The sequence below is a fragment of the Amycolatopsis taiwanensis DSM 45107 genome, from assembly GCF_000519205.1.
In the GTDB taxonomy this organism is placed as follows: domain Bacteria; phylum Actinomycetota; class Actinomycetes; order Mycobacteriales; family Pseudonocardiaceae; genus Amycolatopsis_E; species Amycolatopsis_E taiwanensis.
Genome location: NZ_JAFB01000039.1, coordinates 46,434 through 59,420 on the forward strand (window position 1 = coordinate 46,434; position 12,987 = coordinate 59,420).

At 69.8% G+C, this 12,987-nt stretch carries 14 protein-coding genes; 9 read left to right on the top strand and 5 right to left on the bottom strand.

Translation table 11 applies throughout. From position 1 onward, the window contains the following. Positions 1-16 precede the first annotated feature (16 nt). Entirely contained in the window at positions 17-664 is a 648-nt protein-coding gene (locus A3CU_RS0127985; RefSeq protein WP_027945082.1) for a response regulator transcription factor, read from the top strand. Next, on the top strand, positions 661-1,857 hold the full coding sequence (locus A3CU_RS46980; RefSeq protein ID WP_043842773.1) for a HAMP domain-containing sensor histidine kinase: 1,197 nt from the start codon (positions 661-663) through the stop codon (positions 1,855-1,857). Before A3CU_RS0127985 ends, A3CU_RS46980 begins: the two co-directional genes overlap by 4 nt. A 15-nt stretch (positions 1,858-1,872) precedes the next feature. On the opposite strand, the gene A3CU_RS50080 is transcribed toward A3CU_RS46980, so the two are convergent. Together A3CU_RS50080 and A3CU_RS0128000 are read right to left on the bottom strand one after the other, a co-directional pair. Continuing rightward, positions 1,873-2,502, bottom strand: a complete 630-nt coding sequence (locus tag A3CU_RS50080) for a permease prefix domain 1-containing protein (RefSeq protein WP_052372288.1) — start codon at positions 2,500-2,502, stop codon at positions 1,873-1,875. Then, complete coding sequence (locus tag A3CU_RS0128000) at positions 2,499-2,825, bottom strand: PadR family transcriptional regulator (RefSeq protein ID WP_027945083.1); 327 nt, start codon at positions 2,823-2,825, stop codon at positions 2,499-2,501. Before A3CU_RS0128000 ends, A3CU_RS50080 begins: the two co-directional genes overlap by 4 nt. 75 nt (positions 2,826-2,900) lie before the next feature. Between A3CU_RS0128000 and A3CU_RS46990 the strand changes: the two genes are divergently transcribed. Together A3CU_RS46990 and A3CU_RS0128010 are read left to right on the top strand one after the other, a co-directional pair. Beyond that, positions 2,901-3,353 (top strand): hypothetical protein, encoded by a 453-nt coding sequence (locus A3CU_RS46990; RefSeq protein WP_052372290.1) that lies wholly within the window; start codon positions 2,901-2,903, stop codon positions 3,351-3,353. After that, on the top strand, positions 3,350-4,915 hold the full coding sequence (locus A3CU_RS0128010) for a multicopper oxidase family protein (protein WP_156960583.1): 1,566 nt from the start codon (positions 3,350-3,352) through the stop codon (positions 4,913-4,915). The genes A3CU_RS46990 and A3CU_RS0128010 overlap by 4 nt, the downstream gene beginning before the upstream one ends. A gap of 4 nt (positions 4,916-4,919) precedes the next feature. Here A3CU_RS0128010 and A3CU_RS0128015 read toward each other — a convergent pair whose 3' ends face one another. Next, entirely contained in the window at positions 4,920-5,858 is a 939-nt protein-coding gene (locus A3CU_RS0128015) for a LysR family transcriptional regulator (RefSeq protein WP_027945085.1), read from the bottom strand. Positions 5,859-5,960: 102 nt separating this feature from the next. Here A3CU_RS0128015 and A3CU_RS0128020 point away from each other — a divergent pair, with 102 nt between their 5' ends. The 3 genes from A3CU_RS0128020 to A3CU_RS0128030 all read left to right on the top strand — a co-directional run bounded on the left by A3CU_RS0128020 (position 5,961) and on the right by A3CU_RS0128030 (position 8,906). Beyond that, the gene (locus tag A3CU_RS0128020) at positions 5,961-7,694 is read left to right on the top strand and encodes a pyruvate dehydrogenase (RefSeq protein ID WP_027945086.1); all 1,734 of its coding nucleotides are present in this window, start codon (positions 5,961-5,963) and stop codon (positions 7,692-7,694) included. A gap of 160 nt (positions 7,695-7,854) precedes the next feature. Beyond that, positions 7,855-8,121, top strand: a complete 267-nt coding sequence (locus A3CU_RS0128025) for a hypothetical protein (RefSeq protein WP_027945087.1) — start codon at positions 7,855-7,857, stop codon at positions 8,119-8,121. A gap of 290 nt (positions 8,122-8,411) precedes the next feature. Next, the gene (locus tag A3CU_RS0128030) at positions 8,412-8,906 is read left to right on the top strand and encodes a MarR family winged helix-turn-helix transcriptional regulator (RefSeq protein WP_245617377.1); all 495 of its coding nucleotides are present in this window, start codon (positions 8,412-8,414) and stop codon (positions 8,904-8,906) included. Between the two features lie 58 nt (positions 8,907-8,964). Here A3CU_RS0128030 and A3CU_RS0128035 read toward each other — a convergent pair whose 3' ends face one another. After that, positions 8,965-10,221: an MFS transporter gene (locus tag A3CU_RS0128035; protein ID WP_027945089.1), complete on the bottom strand. Its 1,257-nt coding sequence runs from the start codon at positions 10,219-10,221 to the stop codon at positions 8,965-8,967. Positions 10,222-10,296: 75 nt separating this feature from the next. Between A3CU_RS0128035 and A3CU_RS0128040 the strand changes: the two genes are divergently transcribed. Then, on the top strand, positions 10,297-10,839 hold the full coding sequence (locus A3CU_RS0128040; protein ID WP_027945090.1) for an ArsR/SmtB family transcription factor: 543 nt from the start codon (positions 10,297-10,299) through the stop codon (positions 10,837-10,839). Between the two features lies 1 nt (position 10,840). Here A3CU_RS0128040 and A3CU_RS0128045 read toward each other — a convergent pair whose 3' ends face one another. Next, positions 10,841-11,392, bottom strand: coding sequence for a DUF488 domain-containing protein (locus tag A3CU_RS0128045; protein ID WP_027945091.1), 552 nt, complete (start codon positions 11,390-11,392; stop codon positions 10,841-10,843). A 107-nt stretch (positions 11,393-11,499) separates the two neighbouring features. Here A3CU_RS0128045 and A3CU_RS0128050 point away from each other — a divergent pair, with 107 nt between their 5' ends. Continuing rightward, positions 11,500-12,987, top strand: a complete 1,488-nt coding sequence (locus tag A3CU_RS0128050; protein WP_084143863.1) for an amidohydrolase family protein — start codon at positions 11,500-11,502, stop codon at positions 12,985-12,987.

Below are 12,987 nucleotides of genomic sequence, written 5' to 3' on the forward strand. Positions count from 1 at the left end.
GCCCAGAATGGGCACCATGCGAGTGCTGGTGGCCGAGGACCACACCACGCTGGCCGCCCGGGTCGCCGAGGGCCTGCGTGACGCCGGCATGGCCGTCGACGTCGTGCACGACGGCGCGGCAACGCTGGACGCCGCCGGCCACACGGCCTACGACGTGATCGTGCTCGATCGGGACCTGCCGGCGGTCCACGGTGACCAGGTATGCCGCACGCTCGCGGCCGAGGGCTCTGCCCGCATCCTCATGCTGACCGCGGCGGCCGGGGTGGACGACCGGGTCGACGGGCTGGAGCTGGGCGCCGACGACTACCTGGGCAAACCGTTCGCCTTCCACGAGCTGGTGGCGCGGGTGCGCGCGCTGTGCCGCCGGGCGCCGTCTGCTCCGCCGGTCGTGCGCCGTGGCGACCTCACCGTGGACCGGGCGCGGCACCGCGTCACCCGGGGCACCCGCGCGCTTTCGTTGACCCGCAAAGAGTTCGGCGTTCTCGAACTGCTGATCGCGGCCGACGGCGGCGTGGTGAGCGCGGAGGAACTGCTCGAACACGTCTGGGACGCCAACGTCGACCCGTTCAGCAACATCGTCTCGGTCACGATGGCCCGACTGCGGCGCAAGCTCGGGCCGCCGCCGCTGATCGAAACCGTGGTGGGCAAGGGGTACCGGATGTGACCCAGCCCCGACTGACGGTCCGGGCACGCCTGACCCTGTTGTACACCGGTCTTTTCGCCGCCTGCGGAGCCGTCGTCGTGGCGGTCACCTACGGGCTCGTGGCCGGCCTGCCCGTGTCGGTCAGCGGCCCGGACGGAGCATGGGCCCAGGTGACGGACCCCGAAGGCGTGCTGGACCGGTGCCGGCAGGCCGCCCAGACCGGCGAACTCGATCCTGGCCTGCAGACCAAGTGCGTGTCGCTGGCCGAGGGCGGCTTCCTCAACGGCGCACTGGCCCAGCAGCAGGCGACGCTGTCCCACCTGCTTGGGTACTCGCTGACCACACTGGCAGTGGTGATCGCCCTGGCGGCGGTCGCCGGCTGGATCGTCGCCGGACGGGTGCTGCGCCCGGTACACCAGATCACCGCGGCCGCGCGCGCCGCGTCCGAGCACAACCTGTCCGCGCGGGTGGCGCTGACCGGTCCGCGCGACGAGTTGCGCGATCTGGCCGACACGTTCGACGACATGCTCGCCCGGCTGCAGGCCACGTTCGACGGTCAGCAACGGTTCATCGCCAACGCCAGTCACGAGCTGCGCACCCCGCTGACCGTCATGCGCACGGCCCTGGACGTGGTGCTCGCCAAGCGCGACCCCACGCCGGCGGACCTGCTCGGCATGGGCCGCGACATCCGGGTGGCCGTGGACCACGCCGATCGGCTCGTCGAAGCTCTGCTCACCCTGGCCCGCAACGAGCGCGGGCTCTCCGTGCGCGAGGAGGTCGACCTGGCCACGGTCGCCGAGGACGTGCTTGACGCCACCGACCTTCGCGGCCGGTACCCACACCCCACTCTGCGGCCCGCCACGACCTCGGGAGACCCGGTGCTCCTGGAGCGCCTCGTGGCGAATCTCGTCGACAATGCCGTGCGCTACAACGCCTCCGGTGGCGAGATCTGGCTCTCGACCTCCAAAGTGGACGGACAGGTTCGCCTGGTGGTGGCCAACACCGGGCCGGTCGTTCCCCCGGACGGCCTGACCGGCCTGTTCGAGCCGTTCCAGCGGCTGCACGACCGCACCACCCGTGACGGCTTCGGGCTCGGCCTGGCCCTGGTCGCCTCGATCGCGGCCGTCCATCAGGGCCGGGTCGCCGCCACCCCGCGCCCCGCCGGCGGGCTCACCGTGACGGTCACGCTCCCAGCCTTACCCGGGCCCGGGTAAGGGTCTTCCGCCCGATCACCCGAGGCGGCGGGTCGCGCCCTGATGCCGGATCGCGACCACGAAGAAGGTCATGACCGCGAGGACGACGGTGGCCAGGAAGGGTGGCCACCGAAGGACTCCAGGCGCGGTGTCGGCCAGGGTGACCAGCCCGAACGTAAGGGCCAGGAGCCCGCAGTGACCGGTCAACTGGAGGGCACGCGGCCCCCACCCGGGCACCCGGTCGACCCGAGCGCGGCTGGTGCCCAGCAGTACGACTATCGCCGTCAGGCTGGTCGCGAAGGTGACCGCGACGAGCATCTTGCCGATCAGGGGAATCAGACCAGGCATGTTGGGCATCGTTTGCGGGTTGTGGTCCCAGGCGAGATTGGCGAAGGGCGCCAGCACAGAGAGGACCACCAGCAGGGCGATCGCCGTGACCCGGAGCCGGGTGATGTCGAGCTCGGCCTGGTACACCGGGGCGAGCTCGGCGACCGTGCCGAACTCGGCGACGGCGCGTCGGGTCGCGTCAGCCCGGTCGAAGCCCGCGGAGGCGTAGGCGTCCGCCGCGTCGAGCAGCCCCGCGCGGGCCTCCTCGATCAGCCGCCGCTTGGTGCGGGCCGGGCCGTGCAGGGCGTGGTCCAGGTCGCGAATCAGGCCGTCGATCACAGCGGGGCCTCACCCAGGATGGCGGTGACCGCGCCGGCGAACTGCTTCCAGCCGGCACGTTCCTCGCGCAGCCGGCGGCGGCCGATCGCGGTGAGGGTGTAGGTGCGGCGCCGACGGCCGGTGCTGTCATCCCAGTTGCTGCTGATCAGTTTCGCGCGCTCCAGCCGGTGCAGCGCGGGGTAGAGCGTGCCGGACGGCACTTCCAGCGTGCCGTCGCTGCGCAGTCGCATCGCTTCGATGATCCCGTAGCCGTGCAACGGTCGCTGTTCGAGCACGGCCAGCACGAGGCTGTCGAGGTGTCCGCGGATCGCGTCGGCGTTCATGTAGACAGCCTACCTTGGTCGCTGTAGGTTGCCTATATATAGGCTGTCTACACGACGAGGAAGTGGAGTCTGGGGGTGACCATGCTGGAAGTCCGCCCCCAGGCGGACCCGACGATGCCGCGCCGGGCGAGGGTGAGCCGGTCGGTGTTCCGTGCGGTGATCACGCTGCACGCGCTGAGCGTGTTCGCCCAACCGGTGCTGGCCGGGCGATTTCTCAACGGAGACGTCCCGATACTCGAACTGCACCGGACCAACGCGACCATGGCCGGCGTGCTGGGGTTCGTCCAGCTGGCCGTGGCGCTGACGCACCGGCTGATCGGGGCCGGGCCATGGTGGCCCGTACTGGCCTGCCTCGTCCTGTCGTTGGCCGAGCCAGCGCAGATCTTCCTGGGGTTCAACCGTTTCGTGGGCCTACACGTGCCGCTGGGGGCCGCCATCGTCGCGGCCACGCTGCTGCTGCTCGTCTCGGCCTGGCGGCCCGGATTCACCATGCCCCGCAACGGAAAGGGCGGAGGGGACGACCGATGACGTTGTCCCGTCGCGGATTCCTCGGCCTGCTCGGCGGCGTGGGCGCAGCGGCCACGCTGGGTGCCGGGGTGCCCTGGCTGGCTTCACCCGTCGAGATCGGGCGGTTGCTGCGCAGCCGGATTCCCCTGCCCGCGCCGTTCGCCGTCCCGCTACCCGTTCCTCCGGTCCTGCGTCCACGCACCGACGCGACCACCGACTACTACGAGATCACGCAACGCGCCGCCGTGCACGAAATCCTGCCCGGCGTCCGGACCGAGATCTGGGGTTACGACGGGCAGTTCCCCGGGCCCACCATCGTCTCCCGCAGCGGCCGGCGCACCGTCGTGCAGCACGAGAACCGGCTTCCCGTGCCCACGGTGGTGCACCTGCACGGCGGCCACACTCCCGCCGAAAGCGACGGCTACCCCACCGACCTCATCCTGCCCGTCGGCCAGGATCATGCGATGTCCCATTCCATGCCCGGCATGGGTATGGGCATGACGGACCATCGCGCGGTCGTCACCAAGGGCACCCGCACCTACGAGTACCCGATGCACCAGCGCGCCGCCACGCTCTGGTACCACGACCATCGGATGGACTTCACCGGCGCCAGTGTCTGGCGCGGCCTGGCCGGATTCCACCTCGTGCAGGACGACGAGGAAGCCGCCCTCCCGCTCCCGCACACCGAGCGCGACATCCCGCTCATGCTCACCGACCGGGCGTTCGACGCCGACGGATCGCTGGCCTACCCGTCTCTCGACCCGACTCTCCAGGACAAGCCCGGCGTCGAAGCCGCCTACGGCGAGGGCGTGCTCGGCGACGTCATCCTGGTCAACGGGGCACCGTGGCCGCAGGCGGAGGTCGACGCCGCCCGCTACCGCTTCCGCATGCTCAACGCCTCCAACGCGCGGCGCTACCGCCTTGCGCTGGACCCGCCGCCGCCGGGCGGGGCGGGCCTGGTGCAGATCGGCTCGGACGGCGGCCTGCTCGCCCAAGCGATCGCGCACGACGAGGTCGAGATCGCGCCCGCCGAACGATTCGACGTCGTGATCGACTTCTCCCGCTACCGCGTCGGCGACCGCGTCAGGCTGGTCAACCGGCTGGGCAGCGACACCACCGCCAACGTCATGCAATTCGTGATCGCCCGTACCGCGCGGGACGACAGCCACCTACCGGATCAGCTCTCCCGGATCGAAATGCTCGATCCGGCGAAGGCCACCGTCACCCGCGACGTCGTCTTCCGCACCAGCGGCGGTGGCATGTGGACGGTCAACGGGCAACCCTTCGACCCCAACCGCGCCGACACCATCGCGCGGCTGGGCGCTACCGAGATCTGGCGGTTCACCACCGATTTCCACCACCCCGTCCACATCCACCACAGCCCGTTCCAGGTGCTGACCCGCAACGGCCGCTCGCCCGGCCGGTACGACAGTGGCTGGAAGGACACCGTCATTGTCGAGCCTGCCGGACAGTTGTCGGTCATCATCCGCTTTGACGAGTACGCCGGCCGGTTCCTCTACCACTGCCACAATCTGGAACACGAGGACATGGCGATGATGGCCAACCTCGAAATCCAGCCCTGACCGCTCAGCGCCGGCCGGAGCGGTAGGCCGGCGGGGTGATCGCGGGGGCGGATCGCAGGACATGCGCCCGGAACGCGGTGGAGGCGGCCGGGAGTGGTCGCTCCGCCAGCCAGGCGAGCCCGAGATCGCGGGCGCATTCGACGTCGGTGACACGCAGGTGAGTAGCCGGGGCGGGGTGGATGTCCGATGTGGACGGCTCGAGGTACGGCGGCGGGAGCAGCGCGACGCCGAGGCCGGCCGCAACGAGCGCGCGCAGCGTGTCGATCTCCTCACCCTCGAAGGTGACCCGGGGCGCGAAACCGGCCTGGTGGCAAAGCTGTTCGGTGAGGGTGCGCAATCCGTAACCCTCGCGCAGGGCGATGAACGGCTCGTCGGCGACCTCGGCCAGGCGGACCCGTTTCCGCTGCCCGAGACGGTGGTCCGCGGGCACGGCCAGCCACAGCGGTTCGATCAGCAGCCGCTGCCAGGACACCTGCGCGTGGCCGGGATCGCCGCTGGTGAGGATGAAGTCCACGGAGCCGTCGAGCAGTTCCCGCAGGATGGTCGCCTCGCCGTGCTGACGGAGCTCGAAGCGCATCCGCGGGTGCTCGGCCCGGAACGTGCTGACCAGCGGTGGCACCAGCCAGGTGCCGAGGGTGTGCAGGAACGCCAGCGGGACGACGCCGCAGTCCGGGTCGACGAGCTCGACCACCGCACGCAGCCCGCGGTCGTAGCTCTCGAGCGCCTGGTCGAGGTGGTCGGCGAACAACCGGCCGGCCGGGGTCAGCCGCAGCGTCCGGCCGTTGCGGGTGAACAGCGGGGTGCCGACCTCGCGCTCCAGCCTGGCCAGCGCCCGGGACAGCGCGGGCTGGGTGACGTGGGCCGCCGCCGCGGCGCCGGTCACCGTGGCTCCGCCGGCCACGGCCTGGAACCAGCGCAGTACCTGCAGGTCCATGATCTTCATGCTCCCACGACATGGAACCGGTGAACAGTCTGCATTGGACGCATGGCCGGGGAAGGCGGAGAGTGGTCGGAGGAGAGACGTCGAGTTCGAGGAGCGGCAGCGATGGTCACGGTCGCGGATCAGTTGGTGCGCACGCTGAGCGAAGCCGGAGTGCGGCGGGTCTACGGGGTGGTGGGCGATAGTCTCAACCCGATCGTCGACGCGATCCGACGCACCGAGCGCATCGAGTGGGTACACGTCCGGCACGAGGAGACCGCCGCGTTCGCCGCGGCCGCGGAGGCGCAGGTGACCGGCCGGCTCGCGGTCTGCGCCGGCAGTTGCGGACCCGGGAACCTGCACCTGATCAACGGCCTGTACGACGCGCACCGCACCGGTGCGCCCGTGCTCGCGATCGCCTCGCACATCCCGTCGAAGGAGATCGGCACCGGCTACTTCCAGGAGACTCACCCGGACCGACTGTTCGCCGAGTGCAGCCACTTCAGTGAGCTGGTCTCCCAGCCCGCCCAGCTGCCGCACCTGCTGCGCATCGCCATGCAGACCTCCCTCGGGCAGGGCGGCGTGTCCGTGCTGACGATTCCCGGCGACATCGCCGCGCGACCCGGCGACGGCCCGGCGCACGCCCCGGTGCGGGTAGCCGGCCCGTCGCGGGTCGTGCCCGACACCTCCGAGATCGAGGCACTCGCCCGCGTGCTCAACGACTCCGAGCGGGTCATGTTGTTCTGCGGCGCGGGTTGCCGGTACGCCCACGACGAGGTCATGAAGCTGGCGGAGGCCCTCAAGGCGCCGGTCGGCCACTCCCTCGGCGGCAAGGAGTGGATCCAGTACGACAACCCCTACGACGTCGGGATGAGCGGCCTGCTCGGGTACGGCGCCTGCTACCAGGCCATGCAGTCCGCCGACCGGATCGTGTTGCTGGGCACCGACTTTCCCTACGACGACTTCCTGCCGCAGGCCCGGACGGTGCAGGTGGACATCGACGTGACGCGGCTCGGGCGCCACACTCCCCTCGACCTGGCCGTGCACGGCGATGTCGCCGAGACGATCAACGCGGTGCTCCCGCTGCTGCGGCCACGGTCCGACCGGTCGTATCTGGACCGGATGCTGGCGGAGCACGAACGCAAGCTGCAACGCGTGGTCGACGCCTACACCACGAACATCGAACACCGGGCGCCCATCCACCCGGAGTACGCCGCGGACGTACTCGACGATGTCGCGGCGGACGACGCGGTGTTCACTGTGGACACCGGGATGGGCAACGTGTGGGCGGCACGGTACCTGACGCCCAACGGGCGGCGCCGGGTGATCGGGTCGTTCCGCCACGGCAGCATGGCCAATGCCCTGCCGCACGCGATCGGCGCCCAGCTGGCGCAGCCGGGCCGGCAGGTGATCTCGATCTCCGGCGACGGCGGCCTGGCCATGCTCATGGGCGACCTGCTCACGCTCTCCGCCTACCGGCTCCCGGTCAAGGTCGTCGTGTTCAACAACGCGTCCCTGGGCATGGTCAAGCTCGAAATGCTGGTCGACGGTTTCCCCGAGTTCGGCACCGACCACCCGCAGGTCGACTTCCACGCCATCGCCGCCGGCTGCGGCATTCCCGCCGTGCGGGTCGAAAACCCCGCCGAGATCCGCGGCGCCCTCACCGAGGCGTTCGAGCGGCCGGGTCCCGCCCTGGTGGAGCTGCTCACCGACCCGAACGCCCTGTCCATCCCGCCGAAGATCACCGCGGCCCAGGTACGTGGCTTCGCCCTCGCCGCCGGGCGCACCGTGCTGGACGGCGGCGTCGGGAAAATGCTCGAGCTGGCGCGCAGCAACCTGCGCAACATCCCCCGGCCCTGACCGACCTCGGCGCGGAACCCCACGGCAACAGCAGAACAACCTCGGCGCGGCGGCCCGCGGCAGGAGCAGGGCAACCTCGGCGCGCACACCCGCGGTGAGAGCACAACGGTCGTACCGGCGACCTCAGCGGCGAAGCGCGCGGTAGGAGCACAATGGCGGTATGAGTGACGATTCCACCGAACCGCGGGTACCCGCACCACTGCCGACTCCGCCGGAGCCCGGCCAGCACCTCGGGGCGGACTACACCGAGAGCGGGGTGCCGACCTTCGAGCATGTCCGCGACCGGATCGAAAACCGGTTCGCCACGGCCGTCGGCGCCGCCGAACTCGCCGGTGAACCGGACTCGGTCGACGAACAGCTCGCCGACCGCGAGCGCACCGCGCGCGAACGACTCGAGCAGATCCGCCGCTCCCTGCGCGACGAGTAGCCCGCCCGCGACACCCGTGTCCCCGCCCCAAGCCGCCGAGTTCCCGCCTCAAGCCGCCGAGTTCCGGGTTCAGGCAGCCGAGGTCCGGGTTCAGGTGTCTGTGTCCCCGGCTCAGGCAGGCGAGTTCCGGATTCCGTCCACGCGACTCCGACAATCGGCGAGCCAACGCGGAGAACGCCATCGAGAGTGTCCATTGCGGACTCCGTGGTGAGGTCACGCGGCATGGACCAGGCAAGAGACTCTATAGTTCGTCTATATAGAGGCACGATACGACGCGCTATGCTGGTCGCATGAACCAACCGGCCCCAGCCGCGGATGCCCAAGGCACGGACCACCAGGACGTCGCCGAGACGATCTACCGCCTGCTGGTGACCCTCTTTCGCGGACTTCCGCGCGATCTGAGCCTGACCGCGATGGCGACACTGTCCACTCTGGAGCGGACAGGTCCGCGCCGCATCACGGACCTGGCGGCCATCCAGGGCGTTGCCCAGCCGTCGATGACCGCCTTGATCACCAACCTGGAACGGTCCGGCTACGTGGAACGGCGTAGCGACCCGGATGACCGGCGCGTGGCGCTCGTCTCGGTGACGCAGTCCGGGGCGACCTACATCCACGGGCGACGGCGAGCCGGGGCCGAAGCCATCGCCGAACTCGTCAACCACCTGCCGGACGATGAACTAGCGGCGCTTACCGCCGCGGTCCCGGCGCTCCACCACCTTCGCGAACTACACAACCAGCAGCGTGACCCGGGTCCACCGGTCAAGCAGTCAGAAAACAGCCGCTAGTACGCAAAGGATGATGACGATCGGCGCTGTTCGAGCCGGGCCTGGTCCGGAGAAACCGCTAAACAGCGTCGCGTTCGGCGGTTTCCATGGCCTGGTCGGTCACGCCGGTCAGAAGGGCGAGCGCGGCGAGCGACACCAGGCCCATGATGCCGAAAACCGCGCGGAGCCCGAGAAGTTGCGCCAGGACACCGCCGACGGCGGCCCCCAGCGGCTTGGTGCCCCACGCGACGAGCCGGTGGGAGCTGTTGACACGCCCGAGAAGCCGGTCGGGCGTGATTCGCTGCCGCAAGGTCACCGTCACGACGTTCGACACGAGCACCCCGGCGCCGCCGACGAAGAACGTGATCCCGATCAGGTAGGCGTTCGCGGTCACGGCCGGGACTCCGGCGACGAGAGTCCCGGCGAGGAACGACAACACGAGCGTGCGGGCCCGGCCTAGCAAGCGCTCAAGGTAATGGGCGACGAAGGAGCCGACCACGCTTCCCGCCGCGACGGTCGTCAGCAGCACACCGAAGGCCTGCCCGGACAAGCCCATGGCGGAAGTGGGCCCGACCGCGTAAAGCACGAGCACCGCGAACGTCGCACTCGACGCGAGGTTGAACACACCGACCATGACCGTGAACTTACGCAGAAGCCTTTGGTGCCACAGGAAACGCAAGCCTTCACCGATGTCGGCACGCACGCTCACGTGCTGCCTTCGCTCGATCCGGAACGAGCCGCGCATAAGGCACAGCGCCACCACCGCGACAACCCACAGCCCCACCGGCACTGCGACAGCGAAGGCCACACCGACCGTCACCAGGAAGCCGGCCAACGGCGGGCCGACGAACTCGTTTGCGGTCAACTGGGCCGCGTAGAGCCGCCCGTTGGCGCGCGGCAACTGGTCGCGCCGTACGACCTGCGGCACGATCGATTGCGCCGCGCTTTCGTAGATCGTCTCGGCCACACCGACGCCGAACGCGATCACGTACAGCGCCCAGATAGTGCCGGCATCGAGCAGCACAGCAAGTAGAAAAACGGCGACCAGCGAGGCACGGACCACGTTGGCGCCGAGCATCACCCGGCGACGGTCCAGCCGGTCGACGAGCGCACCCGCCGGCAGTGCGAACAACAGCCATGGCAGCGTGAACGCGAAGGTCGCGCCCGCGATCAGCGTCGGCGTTTGGGTCAGCCCGACGGCCATCAACGGCACGGCGACCTGCAGGGTCCCGTTGGCCAGGTCCGACAGGCCGGCCGAGCCCCACAACCGCCAGAACGCGATTCCCAGCCCACGCCCGCCCACCGCGGATCGCGCCGGCGCGTCGTCGATGCCCATTGGTGGAGAATCACACATCGATGGAGAAAAGTCCATCGATGTGATTATGTACCATCGCCGGACTATCCTTCGATCATGAACGACCGGACGGCGCGAAAGCAGTCACCGTTGCCACGACGCGAGACCACCGTTGAGGAGGCGAAGGCGCTGGCACACCCGCTGCGCCTGCGCATCCTGCGCCTGTGCTGGCAGCAGGAGCTGACCAACAAGCAACTGGCCGACCGGCTCGAGCGCGACCCCGGCACCGTCCTCTACCACGTCCGGCAGCTGACCGAGGCGGGCCTGCTGGAACAGGCTCCGGTGCGCACCGGCGAGAGCGGCGCCCTGGAGAAGCCCTACCGGACGAAGGCCCGATCCTGGTGGCTGGACGAGCCGGACCGCAACGAACCCGGCGCGGCGCTCGCTCCCCTCGAAGCCTTGCAGGACGAGCTCCGCGCCGCGGGTCCGGACTCCGTGCGGACGTTCCTTCGCTTCGCCGTGCACCTCTCGCCCGAGGACGCAGCCGAGTTGCACCAACGAATTCAGGCGATCCTCGATGAGTACCTGGCGACCGACGACCAGCGCCTCGACCAACCGGCACACGGGGGCGTCATCGTGCTGCACCGGCTTGCCGAGTGAGTCAGCGATCGGTCAGCGGCACCTGACCGGCGTCGTAGACGAGGACGTGCCGATCGGGTAACAGGCGCGCCTCGGGGCTGGGCCGGTGCGGATGGAGCTTGCCGTCGTGCATGAGATGGCGGACGTCCACACCCCGGACCAGCACCAGGAAGTCCGCGATCATTTTGCGGTGACAACGCCACCACACGGATTCCGCGCACATCACCGTGGTGAGCGCCTCGGCCGCGGTGGCGAGAAGGTCGTCGATGGCAGCCAGGAACTCCGGCGAGCGCATGTGCGCGGCGTAACCGCCGAAGGCCCGGTTGCGCAGTGCGGTGTCCGGACTGTCCGGCCGTGGTTTCCGCCAGCCACCGAGCCGCTTCTCCCACCGGTAGTCGATGCCCGCCTCGGCGAGCCAGCGGGCCATCGCGTCCCGTCCGGCGTCCGGATTGTGCCGGCTGCCGGGCGCGGTCCGCACGTCGACGAGCCGCCGCACGCCGGCGCCGCGTAGCAGGCGGGTCATTTCACTGGCGTCCGCGGTGCCGTGCCCGAAGGTCAGGACACGTTGCTCCACAGACGCAGTATCACGCCGGTCCGGCTTGATGCGCGCGACCACGTTATCCAGCACCGTTACCTTTGACACATTGTAAAGGAAAGCACAGACTCGTTACGTTTGACGGCATGTCAGAGATAAGGAACGAGTTTGGCCGGCGTGACGTGTTGCGTGCCGGCGTAGTCGTGGCCGCTGGCGCCGCTACCGCGGTCGGTGCGATGAGTACCGCGAGTGCGAGTCCTGCCTCGGCACCGGACCGTGTGACCGCATTGACGGGCGTGACGGTCATCGACGCCACCGGCCGCCCGCCGCAGCGGAACACGACGGTGCTCATTCGCCGAGAGCGCATCATCGGGATGGGGCACGGCGTCGGAATCCCGGCCGGCACGGAAGTCATCGCCATGCCCGGGAAGTTCGTCATTCCCGGGTTGTGCGACGCGCACGTGCACACCATGCCCATGGAGCAGATCTCGCCGCCGCTGTACCTGGCCACCGGTATCACCACCGTGCGGGAGATGTCCGGTACTCCGCTGCTTCACCAGTGGCGCGACCGGATCGAGCGCGGCGAGTTGCCCGGGCCGCGGTCGATGATGGCGAGCCGCATCATCGACGGCGCACCCACCACCGGCGACCCGGCGATGTTCACCGAGGTCGCCACCGAACAGGAGGCCCGGGAGGCGGTGCGACAGGCCAAACGGGACGGTGCCGACTTCGTGAAGCTGGTCTCCCGGATGCCCCGCGACCTGCACCAAGTGGTTGCCGACGAGTCACGCCGGCAGCGGATCCCGTTCACCGGGCACCTTCCCGACGCGGTGCCGCTGACCGTGGCCAGCGCGGCGGGCCAGCGCAGCATCGAGCATCTCTACGCGACCTGGTACGAAACCTCCACCCGCGAGAATGAACTCTATGCCCGCATTGCGAAGCTGACCTTCGAGCATGGCGACTACCCCGGCTGGCTGCGCGAGACCCACCGGCTGGAGTGGGACGCCGTCAACAGCTACAGCGCCCGGAAGGCGGCGGCGGCGTTCGCCGCGTTGGCCCGCAACGGAACTCGCGTCGTGCCCACCCTCTCGGTCTACCAGATGCTGGACCGACCGGACGACATCGATCTGACGGACCAGCGGCTCCGGTATGTGCCGGCGTCCGCAGTGGAGGGTTGGCGGTGGGCGCTGGAGAACATCATCATGGCCGGCCGCACCCCGGAGGAGATCGGGCAGCATCGTGAGTTGCTCGAGCATCGGCTGACTTTCGTGCGAGAACTCGCCAACGCCGGGGTGCCGGTGGTCGCCGGGACCGACGGCGGTGACCTGCCGTTCGTCATTCCCGGGTACGGCCTGCACGACGAGCTCGCGCTGCTCGTGCGCGCCGGACTGTCACCGCTGGCCGCACTGCGGGCCGGGACCATCGAGGCCATGCGCCTGCTCGGCCTGGATCACGCGCTCGGCACCGTCGAGTCCGGCAAGCTCGCCGACCTCGTCGTTCTCGACGCCGACCCACTGGCGGATATCCGCAACACCACCCGCATCCACGCTGTGGTCGCCCGCGGGCGCGTCATCACTGCCGAGCAACGCACCCGAATGCTCGACGACATCGCCATCGCGGCCGCCCAGTCTTGA

Bases quoted from the DNA above. Each gene is read 5' to 3' on its own strand.
- A3CU_RS0127985 (WP_027945082.1), top strand. From the start codon at position 17: ATGCGAGTGCTGGTGGCCGAGGACCACACCACGCTGGCCGCCCGGGTC.
- A3CU_RS0128000 (WP_027945083.1), bottom strand. From the start codon at position 2,825: ATGAACGCCGACGCGATCCGCGGACACCTCGACAGCCTCGTGCTGGCC.
- A3CU_RS0128010 (WP_156960583.1), top strand. From the start codon at position 3,350: ATGACGTTGTCCCGTCGCGGATTCCTCGGCCTGCTCGGCGGCGTGGGC.
- A3CU_RS0128015 (WP_027945085.1), bottom strand. From the start codon at position 5,858: ATGAAGATCATGGACCTGCAGGTACTGCGCTGGTTCCAGGCCGTGGCC.
- A3CU_RS0128020 (WP_027945086.1), top strand. From the start codon at position 5,961: ATGGTCACGGTCGCGGATCAGTTGGTGCGCACGCTGAGCGAAGCCGGA.
- A3CU_RS0128025 (WP_027945087.1), top strand. From the start codon at position 7,855: ATGAGTGACGATTCCACCGAACCGCGGGTACCCGCACCACTGCCGACT.
- A3CU_RS0128030 (WP_245617377.1), top strand. From the start codon at position 8,412: ATGAACCAACCGGCCCCAGCCGCGGATGCCCAAGGCACGGACCACCAG.
- A3CU_RS0128035 (WP_027945089.1), bottom strand. From the start codon at position 10,221: ATGGGCATCGACGACGCGCCGGCGCGATCCGCGGTGGGCGGGCGTGGG.
- A3CU_RS0128040 (WP_027945090.1), top strand. From the start codon at position 10,297: ATGAACGACCGGACGGCGCGAAAGCAGTCACCGTTGCCACGACGCGAG.
- A3CU_RS0128050 (WP_084143863.1), top strand. From the start codon at position 11,500: ATGTCAGAGATAAGGAACGAGTTTGGCCGGCGTGACGTGTTGCGTGCC.